The sequence below is a fragment of the Pedobacter sp. GW821-FHT01D05 genome (genome assembly GCF_059422505.1).
In genome coordinates, this window is record NZ_JBWKXA010000001.1 from 1,986,247 (window position 1) to 2,005,902 (window position 19,656).

At 40.0% G+C, this 19,656-nt stretch carries 11 protein-coding genes; all 11 read right to left on the minus strand.

Annotated features, from left to right (window positions below; genetic code table 11):
- Positions 1 to 23: 23 nt before the first annotated feature.
- The 11 genes from AC07VK_RS07970 to AC07VK_RS08020 all read right to left on the minus strand — a co-directional run bounded on the left by AC07VK_RS07970 (position 24) and on the right by AC07VK_RS08020 (position 19,336).
- Positions 24 to 2,321, minus strand: a complete 2,298-nt coding sequence (locus AC07VK_RS07970; protein ID WP_492959559.1) for a S9 family peptidase — start codon at positions 2,319 to 2,321, stop codon at positions 24 to 26.
- 76 nt (positions 2,322 to 2,397) lie between these two features.
- The gene (locus tag AC07VK_RS07975; RefSeq protein ID WP_492959561.1) at positions 2,398 to 3,846 is read right to left on the minus strand and encodes an APC family permease; all 1,449 of its coding nucleotides are present in this window, start codon (positions 3,844 to 3,846) and stop codon (positions 2,398 to 2,400) included.
- A 45-nt stretch (positions 3,847 to 3,891) separates the two neighbouring features.
- Positions 3,892 to 5,673, minus strand: coding sequence for a DUF885 family protein (locus AC07VK_RS07980; RefSeq protein WP_492959563.1), 1,782 nt, complete (start codon positions 5,671 to 5,673; stop codon positions 3,892 to 3,894).
- A gap of 87 nt (positions 5,674 to 5,760) precedes the next feature.
- On the minus strand, positions 5,761 to 6,663 hold the full coding sequence (locus AC07VK_RS07985; protein WP_492959565.1) for an AraC family transcriptional regulator: 903 nt from the start codon (positions 6,661 to 6,663) through the stop codon (positions 5,761 to 5,763).
- Between the two features lie 563 nt (positions 6,664 to 7,226).
- Positions 7,227 to 8,468, minus strand: a complete 1,242-nt coding sequence (locus AC07VK_RS07990; protein WP_492959567.1) for an NAD(P)/FAD-dependent oxidoreductase — start codon at positions 8,466 to 8,468, stop codon at positions 7,227 to 7,229.
- Between the two features lie 40 nt (positions 8,469 to 8,508).
- The gene (locus AC07VK_RS07995) at positions 8,509 to 9,510 is read right to left on the minus strand and encodes a 4-hydroxyproline epimerase (RefSeq protein ID WP_492959569.1); all 1,002 of its coding nucleotides are present in this window, start codon (positions 9,508 to 9,510) and stop codon (positions 8,509 to 8,511) included.
- Positions 9,503 to 11,089 (minus strand): aldehyde dehydrogenase (NADP(+)), encoded by a 1,587-nt coding sequence (locus AC07VK_RS08000; protein ID WP_492959571.1) that lies wholly within the window; start codon positions 11,087 to 11,089, stop codon positions 9,503 to 9,505. Before AC07VK_RS08000 ends, AC07VK_RS07995 begins: the two co-directional genes overlap by 8 nt.
- A gap of 14 nt (positions 11,090 to 11,103) precedes the next feature.
- Entirely contained in the window at positions 11,104 to 12,021 is a 918-nt protein-coding gene (locus AC07VK_RS08005; RefSeq protein WP_138823618.1) for a dihydrodipicolinate synthase family protein, read from the minus strand.
- Between the two features lie 338 nt (positions 12,022 to 12,359).
- Positions 12,360 to 14,036, minus strand: coding sequence for a M1 family metallopeptidase (locus tag AC07VK_RS08010; RefSeq protein WP_492959573.1), 1,677 nt, complete (start codon positions 14,034 to 14,036; stop codon positions 12,360 to 12,362).
- Positions 14,037 to 14,284: 248 nt separating this feature from the next.
- Entirely contained in the window at positions 14,285 to 15,691 is a 1,407-nt protein-coding gene (locus AC07VK_RS08015; RefSeq protein ID WP_492959575.1) for an aminopeptidase P family protein, read from the minus strand.
- Between the two features lie 879 nt (positions 15,692 to 16,570).
- On the minus strand, positions 16,571 to 19,336 hold the full coding sequence (locus AC07VK_RS08020) for a DUF5695 domain-containing protein (protein WP_492959577.1): 2,766 nt from the start codon (positions 19,334 to 19,336) through the stop codon (positions 16,571 to 16,573).
- Positions 19,337 to 19,656: the final 320 nt, after the last annotated feature.

Consider the following 19,656-nt stretch of genomic DNA (forward strand, 5'->3'; position numbering starts at 1 on the left):
GCTAATCACCTATTAACCAACGACTATTGAACCAATACATTCGGATTTGGTGGTTCGGCGTGCAATAAATGTTTTACAAAGAAATCGCGTTTACGCCTACGACCGTAAATACCGCCATCACTGTGCCCCATACCCGGAATGCTTAAAATATCGAAATCTTTATTTGCTTTGATCAATGCATCGGCAAGTCGATAGGTTGATTCTGGTGGTACGTTTTCATCGGCCTCACCAACAATTAAAAATAGATTACCCTGTAATTTTGCTGCATTGGTAATGTTGGATTGTTCTCCATAGTGCGGTCCTACCGGATACCCCATCCATTGTTCGTTCCACCATTGTTTATCGATGCGGTTATCATGACAACCACAGGCAGAAACCGCAGCCTTATAAAAATCGGGATGAAATAACAGCGCACCTGTTGAGCTTTGCCCCCCTGCCGAAGTGCCATAAATCCCCACGCTGTTAATATCAGCATTTGGATATTTAACGGCCATGGCTTTCATCCACAATATCCGATCAGCGAAACCAGCATCAGCTATGTTTTTCCAGCATACATCATGAAAAGCTTTAGACCTGTTGGCAGTACCCATTCCATCAATCTGTACTACAATAAAGCCTAATTCGGCAATGCTCTGCATCTCACTGGCAGGCAAGAAACTTTTGGGCACAAAACTATCATGAGGACCTGCATAAATATTTTCGATCACAGGATAAGTTTTATTCACATCCATTTTTGAAGGAAAACAAACAATGCCCCAAATATCTGTTATGCCATCTCTTCCTTTGGCCACAAACACTTCAGGCAGTTTAACACCGGTAGCCAAATAAACATCCGTTTGGCCATGTTCTATTTCACTTATTTTTTTGGTGTTCGAAGTTAACCTTAACTCGCTTACAGGCGGCACATTTACCTGTGAATAAGTATCGATATAATATTTACGATCGGGAGAAAAACTGAGGTTATGGTTACCTTTTTCGGGCGTAAGATTTACCAATCCTTTACCGTCGAAACCAATCCGGTAATAATGGATAAAGTAAGGGTCTTCACTGGCATTCATTCCGCAGGCCCTAAACCAAACCTGGCGTTTAACCACATCTACACTATCGATATCCCTAACCACCCAATTGCCTTTGGTAATCAGCGTCTGTTTTCCTGTGGTGCCATTAACCAGATAAAGGTGTTGCCATCCATCCTGCTCACTGGTCCACAATATTTCATTTGTTTTAGGTAAGTAACGGGTATAAATGCGGCGCTCATAAATGAAGGTTTTTGTTTTTTCTTCGATAATGTTTTTGGTTTTGCCTGTTAAAACATCTACTTCAATTACCCTGAAACGTTGATGGCCGCGATCTACTTTCTCATAGGTATAATATCTGCTGTTGTTATCGCGCCAATGCAATTCTGGTGCACCAAAGAAATCTATCGGATCTGCATCTACTTTAATGGCAGTTTTAGCCGTTACATTAAAAACATAGGGTTGATAAGCGGTAAAATCGTCGCCAGGCTGTGCATACTCTCTTGATTTTAATTCACCACGGGTAGTGCCAGGAACAGAACTTAATACATAATGTACTTTTTTAGTCTCTTTCGGATCGATTTTATAGGCAACAATATTTTTGCCATCGGGTGACCATGCAAATTCGCCATAAGGTTTATCGGCATTACCATCAGTACTCAATTGGGTTTCTGTTTTGGTAGCTAGATCAACCACAAATATATTTCCACCCTTTATAAGGATTTCGCTTTTACCATCAGGCGATTTTCTGGCCTCACGGTTCCGTTGCCAGCGCGATCTGCTTTGCTGCAAAGGTCTTTTGGCATTGTAACGATAAATTGTAGTGTCTTTGGTGTCCGCCAAACTGTAATCGTTCAAGTTTAATTCATACCATTTATCCTGTATTTTTAGTTTTGCCGTATTACCCTGATCGGCGAAATACAGTTCAGCAAACTGCAGTTTTAATGGATTTTGCTTTTTACCTGTTACCTTTTCTATGTTTTCAGCCAGTTTATCGTTATCAAATGCAGCTTTACGTCTACCTGTTGCAGCATCTACATAATAATATTCCCATGTTCTGTTAGGAAGGTTCTTTTTGTACCAAAATGCACTCCCGTCTTTTTTCCAAAAGGGAACAGGATCGTTGTTGGTTGGGATATTCCGTAATGCGGTATCCAGTTTAGCAGATAATTGGTAAGCATTTGCCATTTCAGCAGCACTTGGTGCATAAGGCTGTAAACCCGCTTGTTGCGCCAGCAGCTGAAAGGAAACAAAACTGAATAAGATGATCGCTATTGCTTTTTTAGCGTTTGGATAAATGGTCATTACAGATTTTTTGTGGTAAATATAGTGCTACGGCTTTTCAGATTTCCTTTAGATTTTGATGAATAACATCAATATTTTAACCGCTCACATCAACCGATTCTTTTGCTTTCAAATCCTGTCGGGCAATATTTCCTTTAATCAGGTAATAAACCGGTATACCAATTAAAGTGATAATTAACCCAGGCCAGGTAAATTTAGGTTTAAAAATAATCAGCAATACACAAAAAGCCAGTCCCATTGCCATATAGATGATTGGCAGCACAGGGTAGCCAAAAGCTTTGTAAGGCCTTTCGGCATCCGGTCGTTTTTTACGAAGGATAAAAATTCCGAAAATGGTGAGCATATAAAACATCACTACTACAAACGAGATCATATCCAACAGATCGCCATATTTTCCACTAATGCACCATAAACAAGCAAAAACACATTGAATCCACAGTCCAAAACCAGGAACCGCATTTTTGTTGAGTGTACCTACTTTTTTAAAGAAAAGCCCATCTTTGGCCATTGAGTAATACACCCTGGCACCAGCCATAATTAAACCGTTGTTACAGCCGAAAGTCGAAACCATAATCATTAATGCAATAATGACGGTACCCGCTGTACCGAAAATATGATTGGCAGCAGAAACCGCTACGCGATCTTTATCAGCATAGGCGATATCGTGTAATGAAAGCACCCCTGTATACATCACATTGGTAAGGATGTAGAGCACCGTTACGATGATGGTTCCTAAGGCTAAACTCAAACCAATATTGCGTGCGGGGTTTTTAATTTCTCCGGCAATAAAAGTAACGTTGTGCCAGGAGTCGCTACTAAATATCGAGCCCACCATCGCCGCCGCAATAGCACCAAAAGCCGCCAAAGTGGTGTAAGAGCCAATATTTCCATCGGCAGATAGCGGTCCTAAAACCCACATATTTTCCCAGTTTGTTTTCCAGATTCCCTTATCTAAAAAGAAAAGGCCAAACGCGATAAGGCCAAACAAACTTAATAATTTAGCTACTGTAAAGGTGGTTTGAATCACTTTACCACCGTTTACCCCTCTATTGTTAATATAGGTCAGTAATATAATCACCCCAATGGCCAATAGTTGAGCTGGGGAAATGGTAAAGAACCCCAGATCGATGGCGACTAAATCTTCACTTAGTGCAGGCACAAGATATGCAGTAAACTTGGCAAATGCCACGCCTACTGCGGCAATAGTCGCTGTTTGGATTACGGTAAAAAAACTCCAGCCATATAAAAAACTGATCAGCGGATTATAAGCTTCCTTTAAATAAATATACTGCCCGCCCGCTTTTGGGAACATGGCACTTAATTCGCCATAACTCAATGCAGCAGTAAGCGTCATAAAGCCTGTAATTAGCCAAACCACTAATAGCCAGCCAGAACTGCCCACATTCCGGGTAATATCGGCGCTTACTATAAAAATACCTGAGCCGATCATACTTCCGGCTACAAGCATTGTTGCATCCATCAATTTAAGTGAGGGTTTAAATTGTGTGGTTTCTTTTTCAATCATGTGTTCTGTTGCTTGGTGGTTCAAATGGTTGGTGAGTTTATTTACTTATTTAAGTTGGCCGTAAAAATGCCAAGAGGTAGTGAAATCGCGGGTTAAGGGCTGATTGGTTAAAGTAGCCCTGATCATTTCTACAGGAATTAAGTTTTCTTTAATTACCGCATCGTGAAAAGCTTTGAAGCTCATCTTACCACTATCAACCAATTCCTTTTTCAGCGCAAAAAGCTGAAGACCACCAGTAAGGTAAGCTACCTGATACAAAGGACTGTAATCGCCTTTGAAAGATCTTCGTACTTCGCCTTCTGCATTGGCGCGTTCGTGTCCTACCCGATCGACCAGAAAATCGACACACTGCTGAGGAGTCCATTTACCAAGATGAAAGTTTAGCGAAAAAAGAATCCTCGCGCAACGGTGCATCCGCCAGAAAAGCATGCCCATTTTTTCTTCGGGAGTTTTGGCAAAGCCTTTATCGTAGAGTAAAAGCTCCCAGTATAAAGGCCAGCCTTCTACACTAAAAGGAGTTTTAAAAGGATCGCGGTAGCTTTTATAACGGTTATTGATAAAATATTGATAATGATGACCCGGTAAGAGTTCGTGCTGCACGGTTCCCCTCGAAAAATAAGGATTATTACCCCGCATACTCATTAACTTATCATCTTCTTCCATTGAATTTGTTGGGTAGGAAATACTAATTTCGCGCCCGCCGGTAAAAAATGGATTTACCAATTGGCGTTCGGCCGACATCATGACCATGCCCCAGGTTTCTTCTGCCAGTGCAGGAATATTGATCAGATCGTTGGCTTTTATAAAGTTTAAGGCATCATCCTGTAGTTTTACAATCAATTCTGGTTGTTTGCCTAAGGGCACATAACTGTTCTTGATTTTTTCCTGGGCTTTTTTCCAGTCTTTACCGAAGCCCATTGCTGCCGATGCTTTTAAAAGTTCTTCGTCGCAAAACTTAAATTCTGTTTCGGCAAGCTTAATCAGTTCTTCTGGTGTGTAAGGGATAAGTTCTGCATTTAATTGCCTGATCAGTTCTTCCCTTCCAATGGGATTGCCCCTAATTTCTGGTTTATTTGATTTTGTTGCTGGTACAAGATCTCCTTTATCGTTAAAAAACTTAGCGTAATTGGTCAAAGCGAGATCTAATTTTTCGTATGGTTTTGGTGCCCACCAGGTAAAACCAGGCTCATAATCCATATAAAACTGATAAAAACCTTTTAAACGGTGTTTTAAACTCAAGGTTATGGCTGTTGCCATTTTAAGCTGATCGGGTTTGAGGCTTACCTGCTTCGTGAAATTTTGGCCCAGGGTATCAATCTGCTTCGCGATTTCGGTCATCTGGACAGCCAGTAAAGATCCTTCTTTATAAGTGCCCCTTCTTCTCAGCTTTTCGAGTGCATAAATTGCATCGGCAAAGGTAAAATACTTCGACAGGGCATTATATTCTGTTTCCTCTTTACCTAAGAGCCAGGCAGAAGACTCTATCTGTTTTTTAAGGAGGATATAATCTACTTTGCCATAAATACTAAAGCCTTCAAATTTGGCCGATTTTAACTTGCTTAAATAATCTTTGTTGATGTCTTGCAGGCGTTTTCTTTGTTCAGGGCTCTTAAAAGTAGTCATCGGAAAAGAATAAGTACCTCCTGCGGAATAAGGATAATAGAAATCGTTAATGGCATCTACATCCCTTTGGTAGCCTACTATCAGCGTACCCATTTCGCTGGTTTGTTCGTACAAACTTTCGTTTGATGTTTGGGCTAATACAAAAGTACCTGATAACAGGCTTACCATTAACAAGAGGACAAAAAACTTCAATTTGTTTTGCATTTGGTTTGGTTAAATTTGGCGAATAGCATTTGCCTCCATTTGAAAAAATGGCTCGCTTTTTTTAAAAAATAAAAGTGTTTTTTTTGTTTAGGCGCCTACATAGCTCACCCTGCTCACATTATTATAAGTATCGATATATGCTCTTGGCGACTGACCAATAATACTTTTAAATACCCGGTTAAAATTGGTAATACTATTGAAACCGGCTTTATAGGCTACACCTGAAATGCAATCGGCTTTCTCACCCGAAATAAGACTTTTACAGGCATCGTTAATTCTAACTTCGTTTAAAAAGGATACGAAAGTATGTCCGGTATGTTTCTTAAAATACCTGCAGAAAGCCTGAGGCGTCATAAACGCGGCATTGGCTACATCTTCTAAAGAAATCTGATTATTGTAGTTTTCGGTGATAAAGTTAATGATCTTACTCAACCGCATACCTTCATTTTCGGTTACGTTAGAAGAATACATATCTGAACACAACGATTCTACATTCTCATTTAAATCCTGAAGACTGTTAACCAATTTCAGAAAGTTAAACAGCACATCAACGCCTGATGCCTGATGAACATTGAACATTTTGGTTACCATGTTTTTAGTAAAAGCAGCAGGAATTTTGAAACCATGTTTGTTTTTAGCCAAAAAAGCACTTGCCATCTTCATTTCGGGAAGATTGAATAAAGCACCTAAAATACCATTGGGATTGAAGTAAATAGAACATGCTTTGATTGTTTTATTGTTCTCAGCACAGAAATATTCGGGATTGCTTTTAAAAAGATGTGGAAGTTTTGCCCCAATTACAAAAATATCGCCCGATCGGAAAGCATGCATATCATTCCCCGCAATTAATGTACCTTCTCCTTTTTCTATGTAAGTTATCTGCCACTCATCATGTCGGTGCAGGTATTGGTAAAAATATGGAAGTTCAATATGTTCCGATATCACACTCTTGTCATCGGGAACAAGCATGGTAAATGGTAATACTTTCATAATTTTGGTTTAGTTGGTTGAGTTTGATTACGAATTGAATGTATGAATATTAACTCAAATAAACCAATAAAACCTAAATAAGGTTAAAATCCTGCTATAATTTGATAATATATGACGGATTCGATTATGAATTCGGCAGCTCGTAAATCACTACAAATTTAGTTTAACCTACTGTAAAGCAAGATATAAGACGATTAATTTGAATGAGTAAAGTCTGCTATTTTTGAATTAGCAGTCTATTCTGGCATTTTTTTGGGAAAATTGGTGAGAAACTGAGTTAAATCAAGGAAGTCAAGTTTTGAAAGCTTGACTTCCTTGATTTAAGCTTGCTGCCTAACGATTTCCAATCGAGTTATCAATGACAGATTCCAAAAATCACGCGTCATTTCGACTGAAGCACAGCGAAACGGAGAAATCTTTTAATATAGTTCAAGGATCTCTCCTCCAAAGGAGTTCCTTCGGAACACTACGGTCGAGATGAAGATACCTCCCAACATGTCATACCAACCACTTTCTAAAACTGACATCTTGGGAATGACGAAATGCATAATATAAATTCAATACTATCTAACAACTGCGAATGGCTCCATTTTTAGATCAGTAGCTATGCCCGAAGCAATCTGGCTAACCAACAAACCTGTTGCGGGGCCTAAACTTAAACCCATCATGCCGTGGCCGGTAGCGATAATTAGATTTTCTCTTTTTTCGCTTCTGCCAATGTAGGGCAAACCATCTGGTGATGACGGACGGAAACCATACCAGATATCTTTTTCTGCTGGAAGTGCGGGTTTTAAATCCGGGAAATAAGCCGGAACCGATTCTACAATCCCTTTAACCCTTTGCATATTAATGCGCGTATTAATTTTATCTAATTCCATTGTACCACCGTACCTAATCTGCCCGTTCATTGGTGTTATAGCCACTCTGGCTTCACATAGCAATGCCGGAATAGTTAGCCGTTGCTGAGGTTCTGGCTCCATAAAAGAATAACCTTTACCTGGCATTAAAGATATTTTAACATCGGCCATTTTAGCTACAGCAGGCGACCATGAACCAGTTGCCAGAACATACTGATCGGCTTCCCAGGCGGTATTGCCTGTAAAAACCTTCATAATTCGATTGCCAACCGTTTCTATTTTATCAACCTCTTTATTACGTTCTATTTTAACACCATTGTTTAACAAATACTTAAGCAAAGCATTCATCAACTTTGTTGGGTAAAGGTGTGCATCGCAACGATAATGTACGGCGCCTAAAACATCTAATTTTAAATCGGGTTGTAACGCGCGGCATTCGTCGGCTGTTAACACAGCCATATCCAAACCCAGTTCAATTGCCCTTGCAGCTAAATGCGCTTCTTCTTCTCCTGCTTTTTCTGTTTTATAAAATGCCAGAATACCATTGTTCGTTAATTCGAAATCGAAATCAGGCTCTTTAGCCAATCCTTCATATAGTTTTTTGCTAAGCAGCGATAAATCGCGTAAAGGTACTGCCGATTGGCTCACATGTTTTGCCGTGGCATGTTTCATAAATTTCAAGCCCCAGTTAATGAGGTTCCCATTTAAAGATGGGCGAACATAAAAAGGGCTTTTGCTGTCAAACATCCAACGGATACCCTGTTTTATCATGCCCGGTGCAGCCAAAGGCACAAAATGACTGGGCACAATCATCCCTGCATTACCAAATGAGCAGTTGTCTGTAATATCTCCCTTATCTAAAACTGTTACTTCGTAACCCCTTTTCTGCAGATAATACGCTGAAGTTAGGCCTACAATTCCACCACCTATAATTAATACTTTCGACATTCTTTTAATTTATACTGCTGATATTCTTTTTAAAAACTCCCTAAATCACCTGAAATCCATATGCATATGGATCATCTTCGGCATCTATTTTAATGGTGTTGTAACCATAAATTTTTGCCCAGCCCTCTACACTTGGTATAATGGCTTTAATTCCGTTCAGGTCTACAACCTCCTCTACTCTTCCGATAAACTTGCTACCGATAAAACTTTCGTGGATAAAATCTTCTCCCTGTTTTAATTTTCCTTTAGCAAACCACTGTGCCAGGCGGGCTGAAGTACCCGTTCCACATGGTGAACGATCGATGGCTTTATCGCCATAAAAAACTGCATTCCTGGCGGTTGATGTAGGATCGATTGTTTTACCGGTCCACAGCACATGGCTACAGCCATTTATCGTCGGGTCTAAAGGATGTACAAAAGTATATTGCTCATTAATGCGTTTTCTAATGGTCTGGCTCCAGGTAATCAGTTGCGAAGCGGTGTAGTTTTCCAGTCCCGGAAAATTTTCCTGCGGGTCTACAATGGCATAAAAGTTACCGCCATAAGCTACATCAAAAGTAAGCATACCTAAATCTGGGCATTCTACTTCTAAATTTTCTGCTGCCAGGTAAGAAGCTACGTTCTTCAGCTTAACCGATTTAACCTTTTTACCTTCCTGCTTATATTCAATCAAGACTAATCCGGCCGGGGCCTCCATTCTGATCACCCCTGGTATTTTGGGCTGAATCAATCCTTCCTCTATGGCAATAGTAATGGTTCCGATAGTACCGTGGCCGCACATTGGAAGGCAGCCACTGGTTTCGATAAAAAGTACAGCTACATCATTAGCTGGATCGTGAGGCGGATAAAGAATACTGCCCGACATCATATCATGGCCACGTGGCTCGAACATTAAACCTGTTCTGATCCAATCGAATTCTTTCAAAAAATGCTGACGTTTTTCGCTCATATTTGAGCCAATAAGCTGAGGACCGCCGCCTGCAACTAACCTAACCGGATTTCCGCAAGTATGTGCATCTACACAAAAAAAAGTTTTACTCATGAGATTTCGTTAATATCTGGTTAACCATTCTGAAAATACCTAAAGGATTTCCGTCTTTCAATTCATCCGGCAATAATTCCTGCTCCCAGTCCTGATAAGCCAATGGCCTTACAAAACGGTTGATTGCAGTTGAACCAACTGAAGTAAAACGACTATCATTGGTAGCAGGAAATGGTCCACCATGTTGCATGGCTGCGCAAACTTCCACACCTGTAGGCACACCGTTTAAAATAATCCTTCCGGTTTTATCAGTCAGTTTATTTACCAAAGTTTGATAATGCAGAAGTTCCTGTTTTTCGGCCATTAAGGTTACGGTAAGCTGTCCTTCCAGCACATCAATGGCTTTTTCAAGTTCAGCAATATCCTGAGCAACAACCAACAGCGAATATGGGCCGAAAATTTCTTCACGGAGTTTTGGATTTTTGATAAAATCGGCAGCACTAACCTGAGCAATTTTCGCCTCTGATTGATTTTGAAGTTCAGTATTTTTTACTGTTGATGCCGATAAAAGCGCAACACCACCTTCATTTACTACTTCAGCAGAAAGTTTACCATAATTATTGGCAATACCTTCGGTTAGCATAGTTGCAGATGGAATAGTTGAAATTGCTTCTTTTAAAACGGCTTTAAAATTTTCAAGTGCCGGCGATTGCACCGCTAATAATAAACCCGGGTTGGTACAAAACTGACCAGCGCCCAAAGTAATTGATGCAGCATATTTTTTAGCCAGTTCTTCTGCCTGGTTTTCTATGGCCCTGGGAAGAAAAATTACCGGATTAATACTTCCCATTTCGGCAAAAACCGGAATAGGTTGTTCGCGCTGTTGCGCCAGATTAATCAAGGCCATTCCGCCTTTAAGCGAACCTGTAAACGTTACTGCTTTGGTTAATGGATGCTGAACCAAGCCAGCTCCAATGGTATAACCATCATCATACAACAAAGAGAAAACACCTTTAGGCATTCCCGTTTTTTCAGCAGCTTTGATAATGGCACCGCCTACCAAAGCACTGGTTCCGTAATGTGCGGGATGTGCTTTAACTACTACAGGGCAACCAGAAGCTAGTGCTGATGCTGTATCGCCACCTGCTACTGAAAAAGCAAGTGGGAAGTTACTGGCACCAAAAACCACTACCGGCCCGATTGGGATCAGCATTCGTCTAATATCTGGCCGTGGTAAAGGTTGTCTTTCAGGCAGTTCAGTATCGATAATTGCATCAACCCAAGAGCCTTCGGCAACCAGATTGGCAAATAACCTTAACTGACCAGTTGTTCTGCCCAGTTCGCCCTGTAAACGGCCTAAAGGCAAACCACTTTCTGCCGAAGCCCTGTCTACCAGCTCTCCGCCAAGATTGGCGATTTCATCAGCAATTGCATTTAAAAAGGCAGCTTTAAGATCTTTGTTTAGGCTTCTATAGCTTTGGAAAGCCGATGTTGCCGACGTTAAAGCATCATTAACAAGACTATCGTTCGCTTTAAAAAATTCACCGTCAAGCGTTAATCCTGTTGCAGGATTAACGGCTTTAAGGCTTTTTTCATTAACTTCTATATAGGTGCTGGCTACAATATTTTTTCCGTTCATATTTGGTTTTTAAACTATTTCCCCCAGCTACCTGCAGGTAGTTCCGGACGAACAGCTAATGCATCGTTAATAATTTTCAACACTTTTTCTCTTTCTGCGCCGCTTAGTGGCAAACGAGGTGCACGAACAGCTTCTGTTCCCAATCCGGTTGCTACCTCTGCCAGTTTAATGTACTGTACTAATTTTGCATGAATATCCAACTCAAGTACAGGTAAAAACCAACGGTAAATGGTTAGCGCCTCAGCAATGCGGTTTTCTTTAATTAATCTGAAAATAGCCACTGTTTCTCTCGGGAAAGCATCTACTAAACCTGCAACCCATCCATGCGCACCCATCACAATGCTTTCCATCGCCAATGGATCTACCCCAGTAAAGATTTTGAAACGGTCGCCAAAGCGGTTAATCAATCGGGTTACGTTTGATACATCTCTTGTTGATTCTTTGATTGCCTGGATGTTATCGTATTTAGTCAAAACCTCGAACATATCTAAGGTAACTTCGATTTTATAATCAACAGGATTGTTATAAATCATGATCGGCAAACTTGTGCTTTCAGCAATGGCACCAAAAAAGGCCAAAGTTTCGTCTGGAGCAGCATTATAGCGCATTGGCGGCAACAACATTAAACCTTGTGCACCGAGTGATTCAGCTTTTTTAGCTACTTCGATTGCTTTTTTGGTAGTCGACTCTGCAATATTCAATAAAACCGGTACACGGCCATTTACTACAGTTAAGGTATGCGATAACAGACCGAACTTTTCTTCATCGGTTAGTACACTGGCTTCGCCAAGCGATCCGCCTAAAATAATCCCTTCAGCACCTGCTTCTAATTGCGCTTCGATGTTTAAATCGAAAGCCGGAAAATCTAACTCATCGTTTGCTGTAAATTTTGTAGTTACAGCAGGGAAAACCCCAGTCCATTTGATACTCATTGTAATGTTATGTTTTAATAATTAAGGTTCAAAAATTTAATCTGGGCTTTTAATCCAAACCGGTGTAATTGGTAAATCATTCAATTAAATTATAGTCGATAAATTCATTTAAACGATATTCAAAGTTAGGAGATTGCCAGCCAGTAATATTGTTGGATTTTAACCGATATTGGTCATAAATACGCCATTTGAATCAGACAAAACTAATCAGAAAAAGCTGGGAACCTTTGTAAAGCAAATGAGATATAACAAAAAAAGGTAGCCTTCCGAAAAAGAATACCTTTAATAAAATCAATCGGATGCATAACACCCTCCTGCCTCGCCTATTTCAGCATGAACTATTTTATATTTTTCACCTGTAGGTAGTACATAAATTCGATACCCGATTTTGTAAAAAGCGCATCTTGACCTTTAGCCAATGTAACCTGTTGCCAGTTTTGCGAAGGAATAATTTTAAGCGTTTTAACACCTTCTTTTTTCAGGCTTAAAGGCAGATTGAAACCTTTAATACAATTGCTGTAACGATAAAAAGCTTTACCATCTTTTAAGTAATATTCAAATGTAGGAACTTGCACCGTACGCAGGTACTGATCAAAAACTTTTGAAAAATTGTAACCTGCTTTTTTAGAAACATAATTTTCGATCTGTGCAGTAGTTACCGTTTTATGGTAAAAGGTTTGATTGAGTCCGCGCAATATCGACCTAAAAAGTTCGTCGTTATTTAAGCTATGCCTGATAGCGTGTAACATGTTCCCTCCTTTTGGATACATATCGCCACTGCCCTGCGCATTTACACCATATGGGGGAATAATAGGGCTATCATTGCGAATGCCTTTTCTGATCCCAAAATTGTATTCATTTCCAGCTTTATTACCAAAAATGTAATCTACAAAAAGGGTTTCGCTATAATTGGTAAATCCTTCGTGCACCCACATATCGGCCAGATCGTTGGTGGTAATGTTATTTCCAAACCATTCGTGCCCGCTTTCGTGGATAATGATGAAATCCCATTTTAAGCCCCAACCATCGCCCGACATGTCTCTACCTCTATAGCCAAACTTATAACCATTACCATAAGATACTGCCGATTGGTGCTCCATTCCGGTGTGCGAAGCATCGATCAATTGATAACCATCTTCGTAAAAAGGATAAGGGCCAAACCAATGTTCCAGGCTTTTCATCATTTTATGCACCTGATCGGGCATGTAGGTCTTCGCCTTTGGGTAATTGTAATCGAGTACCCAATAATTCACATCTAATGCACCTTTTTCACCTGCATATTTCTCCTTAAAATTAACGTACTTGCCAATGTAAGGGATAATGCAATAATTACTGATCGGATTTTTAACATTGTACTGATAGGTTGTAGTGCCATTGTGGTTATCTTTCTTGAATACCAGGCGCCCATTGCCTACCGCTACCAAGGTATCAGGAACCGTCATCGTTAAAGAAGCGCCCAGATTAGGCTCGTCGCTTTGATGATCTTTATTCGGATACCAGACTGAAGCGCCTAAGCCCTGACAGGCAACCGTCATCCACGGGCGCGAAAGCGAATCGGTGGTGAAGATAAAACCACCATCCCAAGGTGCCCTTTTGGCCTGGTGAACCTTACCATGGTAAAAAATATGTACGTTATTCTGTGCTGATAATTTCTGTGCCGGAACATGCACATACCAAACACTGCCCACATGTTCGAATTTCACCTTTGAACTTCCGTTATACAGCACACTATCAATAATTAATGGTTCCTGCAGATCGATCTGCATGCGGGTACTACCATTATTATGCTGCACTACTTTATATACGATTTTATTCGAGCCCGTTATACTTTTATCATTATAATCGGGTTTAACAGAAAGTTCATAACGCTGCACATCCCACCAGGTACGTTCGGCATTAAGGCTCCCCCTTAAGGTATCGGCCAAAGTGTAAACCTTTTTGGGTGACTGTGCGAAAAGTATTGTACTGAACAATACTAAGACCATGGTTAAGGTTGTAAGTGTTAATTTTCTCATCTTTTGCTGGTTATCATGTTGCGATCGTATATTATTAATTTGAAAAGCAATTGCAGTACTTTATCGGTTAGTTCGGCCCTGCTATCCCTCCTGCTCCGATGAAGAATCGGGAGCATCCGTTTTATCAGGTTTATTTAACTTTAGTTCTGTGCGTCTGTCCGAGGTTTCTAACCCTGCCATCCTTTCAAAAATCGAAAAGTCCCGCGCTCCAAAACAAAAAGATTTGTTAATCCCAATAAGCACCTTTGTTAATAAGCCCCACTTCTAATCGATTCGATTTCATCGGTGGTTAAAGCTAAATGTTTACCCAGCATCCTGCTTCCGTTTTCGGTAACCAAAAAATCGTCTTCAACCCTTACACCGCTAAAGTTTCTGAACTGTTCCAATTTATCATAGTTAATGAATTCGGTAAATTGGTTAGCGGCTTTCCAACGGTCTATAAGTTCGGGAATAATATAAACACCTGGCTCTACCGTTAACACATATCCTGCTTCAAGTGCTTTGCCCAACCTCAACGATTTCAATCCGAACTGAGTGGTGTTTTTAGTCAGTTCATCGGTATAACCTACATATTGCTCGCCTAAATCTTCCATATCGTGTACATCTAAGCCCATCATATGACCTGTTCCACATTGAAAGAACATCGCATGCGCACCGGCCTGCACCGCATCGTCGATATTACCTTTCATCAGGCCAATATCTTTTAAACCCTGTGCCAGCATTTTACACGAAGCCAAATGCACATCTAAATATCTTACGCCCGGTGCCAACATGTTTTTGCCATGCGTATAAGCATTCAATACAATATCATAAACGTCTTTTTGCTCGGCACTAAACTTTTTGCCTACCGGAAAAGTACGGGTAAGATCGCCTGCATAACCTAAAGCTGTTTCTACACCAGAGTCGTTCAAAACCAGCTGACCTTCCTGTAGCTGATTACCATGATAGTGGTTGTGCAAAATTTCGCCACGAACAGTTAGTATAACCGGATAAGCCAGATTACCGCCCGAAGCCAATGCAGCACCTTGAATTTTTGCGGCAAGTTCGCGTTCGTACATACCAGGTTTTGCCTGTTGCATCACCATTAAATGGATATCGGCCGATATTGCTGCTGCACGGTCTAATTCTTCAATTTCTTCGACAGATTTAATTGATCGTTGTGCTACAACGGCTTTAATAAAACTAAGAGATGCTTTTTCTTTAAGCTGATCGACAGGCAAATTAAGCCAATCAGCCAATTTAATTTTATTTTCTGAACGATAAGGGGGCAAGAAATGAACCTGACGCTTTTTATCCTGGTATTGCTTAAGATAAGTATCCAGTTGCGCTAAAGGCAGAACTTTGGTCAAGCCGGCATCCAAACTTTTTTCTTCAAGTGTTTTCTGTCTGCCCATCCACACGATATCATCAATGCTCATTTCATCGCCAAAAAGGATAACCTGATCTTCATCAAGGTCGATAATAGCGCCCAATGATGGCTCACTAATCCCGAAATAATATAAAAAGGTACTATCCTGCCTAAAATGGTAGGTATTGTCCTTATAATTCATCGGACTTTCTTCATTACCCAAAAAGAGTAATATTCCAGAATTTATCTTTGATTTTAATGCTGCTCTTCGTTGGAGGTAGATTTTCTTTTCAAACATATTTTTCATGTGTTAAGCAAATATCCAAAAAGCCATATTCATTACATCAGAATTAAAATGAATGGATAAAATATGGTTTATATCTGCAAATTATAAGCTATGGTTATGGCACAAAAATCACAATAAATTTCAGGTTAGCGAAAAATAAGGGTAAAATCTGCACACTTAAAGGGGGGTTAAAGAAAGTTTATGATATCGTTAACAATTTTAGCCGCGGATGCACAGAACATTTATGAAGTTTATTTTGTCATTCTGAGGGGGCAATCTATTATGTAAAATCAATATAAATGAGTGAATTTTATGGAGACAAACGGCCTTGAAGTATCGTTATTTTGACCTTAGTGAAGAATCCAAAAGCTCTGCGAAGCAAAATCTTTTAAATTTCATTTCGATAATTTGCTACAAAGATCTCTCCATTGCGTTGCACTCCAGTCGAGATGACGACCCTTAAAGAAATAAGAACAATAAATTAACGAGCCCCACTTTTCAATCAAAATGTTTTTTTATTGGCGATAAAATCGCTTTTCTCACACCATCCTCTTATTCCAGAGGAATCACTTTGTGACAAACAAGAACAATCTAAGCAATTTAAATGGACTATATTATTATTAAATTAAATATTTTACTGAAATACAAAATTTTGAATCAATTAATATGAAGTAATTATTTAGCTATAAATAGAACAAAATCAATGGTCTTCAATCTATAAAATACTTCTACTAAATTCAATATTTAACTTTAATAATCTGTAATACAAATAATATAAACATCTTATATCAATTTATAATATTGATAAAGTACATATCCTATTGGTTATCAATATTAATTAAGAAAAAAAAGCCCCGTAAATTTTAGTTCACGGGGCGGAGACAGTAGAAAAAACTGATATTATCTTTGAAGAATGATCTCAGTTGTATGTGCTTTTGCAAGTGGAAACTCGTATCCTCCCCTCTTCCTAACGCCACTGCTTTTTACAGTATAAGCACCAACGCCATTAATTTTTGCAGGTTGTAAAAACCTCAATAGGGCATTAGGTGTATATTCATTTGCTTTGCTCAGTTTTAGGCGAATTTCGCCATTTACCGTATTATAATTTACCTCATCAATGGTACCCGCATCAAGACTAACCCAAAGGCCCGCAGCAGCAATGTAAACCGATGATTTTGCTGCTGTAGTTAATTTAACATTGATATTATTGCCAGTTTTGTTCAAATTGCCACCGAAAGCTAACCAACCAAATTCGGGGTGTTGTAAGATATACGATGAAGTATTAACCGCATAGCCAAAAAAACCAGATCCATAATCGCCCGTAATGCCGTCATTTTTTAAGGTTGATGGATAAGCATGAAATGCAGCAGGCGCAAAACCCTCTTGAGTGATATTGGAAATCGAACCCAAAAGTCCACCGTAACCAGCACGTAAAAGATAAAAGTCGCCGGGATTTTTACGGTAATCCATTAATACAGGAATGGCATTAAGTGCTGAACCGTAATGATGGATCATCCGTTCGATGCGAGAAAGTTTACCTCCATAAAGAAAATCCCAGTACCGACGGGCATTACCATTATATGCCCAATGTGGCACCACAGGCATATACGCTAATATGGCATCAAGCGTTACATTTGCCTTGTCCTGGTAGCCAAAATAGCTCGACCATACATAAACTTCTTCTTGACCTGTAGAGTCCCAAGGCATCTCACTACCAAATGGATATTGTAACGAACGCCAGTGGTTGGCCCGCTTTTTCATTTCATTTTCTAACCTGGCTGCTTCTGCTGTTAGTCCTTCGTTTTTGAGGTCATTTAGGATGAGATAGAAAACTGTACCTTCCATCTGCCCAAACTGTGCATAATAAGGGGCAATGTTAACCATAGCCATACCTGTTTCAGCGGCGTCGATCAGGTGTTGTTTCCAGCTCTGCTCTTCTACCAGGCCACTATAATTACGCGCCAAACGATACATCACCCAATGAGATGCTGCAACATGCGGATAGTTATAAGACCTGCCCAGGTTATCAGCTTCTTTTTTGGGCCATGCAGACCATGTTTTAAAATTGATATCTGCAGCATAAGTATCTTTAGGAAGCGAATCTGGTGCATAGTAAAATAAGCTCTTTTTTACACCATATTTCTGAGGACCGTTTTTAAGCTGTATCCGCCCAAACATTACACTATCTACAAATTGTTTCAGTTTATCAACTTCTTCTTTTTTGGGCTGCACCAATTGCTTCATTATTGCGCCCAACCACGAACCTGCACCACCCTCATCGCTTAAACCTGCAATCCATGCCCTATTGTCTTGCGTTACCTGCTGTTGCTTTTCATTATCGTAAGTAATAGCTGAAGGACTTCTTTTAAAAATAGGATCGGCCTGGTTAAACCATTGCTTGGTTGTTAAAAAATTGCCATAACCAGCAATCACATCACTTTCGGCTTCAATTACCTTATAATTTATACTTTGCTCCAGGCCATCTTCATAGGTAATAGACAATCTTGCTCTTCCCCAAGTATTTCCCTTTACAGTATAACTTTTCCAACCATTTTTGGTTGAGGCTAATGCACTTACCTGTAGGGCATTTTCGGGCTGAACCTGAATAGTTTTAATCTTTTTAGGGTAGTTAACAAATAATTTTCCCTCTACATCTTTAGGCAGTACATAACCCGGAACCGAGATCGCGACTGGTCGTTTATTTTCAATGAGTTTGTTTTCGATATCTTTTGCTGCTCCAGAAAGGATAAACTGAAGGGCATAACTTCTGGTTTCACCAGGTTTTAAAGTGGTTGAAGTCGGCGTATTCCACTGCTCGACATTTTTCCATTCGTTTTCTGCATAGGCTTTACTATATACCATCCACTCATAAAAACCTTCAAACGCGATTCCTCTTGGTGTCCGGTCATCATTAAGCGGATTGTAAGCCTCAAACGGCGTATGTCCCAGTGGCGCAACGAGCAAAGAAGGTGCATGCCCACTTAGCCTGGTAACCTGAAGGTAACCGGCATCTTTTCCGATATAAGGATCGTAAAAAACATTTTTCGCATGGGTTTGCTCTAATGTTCTGCCTTCGAGAATATTATCGAAAATCATCGGAATACCTAATGCACCGATTTCTACGTTTTTATTACTCTTGTTTTTCAGTTCGAAGCGGAGCACAAGCTTTCCGTTAAACATTTCCCACATCCGTTTAACCTGCAGCGGGATATCAGCCGGAAGTGTTGCAGCAAGATCGGCAGCAGCGAGTACGTTTTTACCCATAACAATGTTTTTCACAGGGCTTCGTTTTGCGGCTGTGCTGTAGCTTTTCCAGGCTTCTTCGCCAATGGAGCGTAACTTTAAATTGATATCGCCCAAGTGATATAAACCATCTGAGCTACGCACTTTTAAACTGTCGCTGGGTACAAAATCGAAATCTTTAACCATTTTAGGCTGCAGACCTGCTACTGTTTGGGATGACTTAACAAGCTTTAGATTAAATGCTCCTGCATTGTAGGTCGAAAATCCATTTTCCAGTCCCAATGTAGACGGCTTTTTGCCTAAAGCAATCCAAGGCGATTGGGCCAGAACTACCTCAATATTTAGAAAAGATAAAATACAGCAAAATATTGCTTTAAAAGTTATTATGGATAAGGTACTCTTATTTTTTAATTTGAAAATCATAATGACAAAGGAAATTAAGGAATGTGGTTAAATCAAAATTAAAATTTAAAAAATAAAGCAGGCATCGAACTTAAAAATAGCGCAAAATCGGTAAAGAATTGGTGTATTTATGGGGAGTTGGGGCGTGAGACGGTAAGCGGATGGCGGGATCGATGGTGAATAGCAGGAAGTATGACGAACTATACAGGTTATAGGTTCCCGCAGATTACGCAAAGCGCGCAGATTAACACATAAAGGGACCTAGCCCATTAGTCCTACGCCAGGTGTCAAAACACGATTGTAGCGGCAGCTCCCGATGTAAAGTCGGAACTACAGCCGAA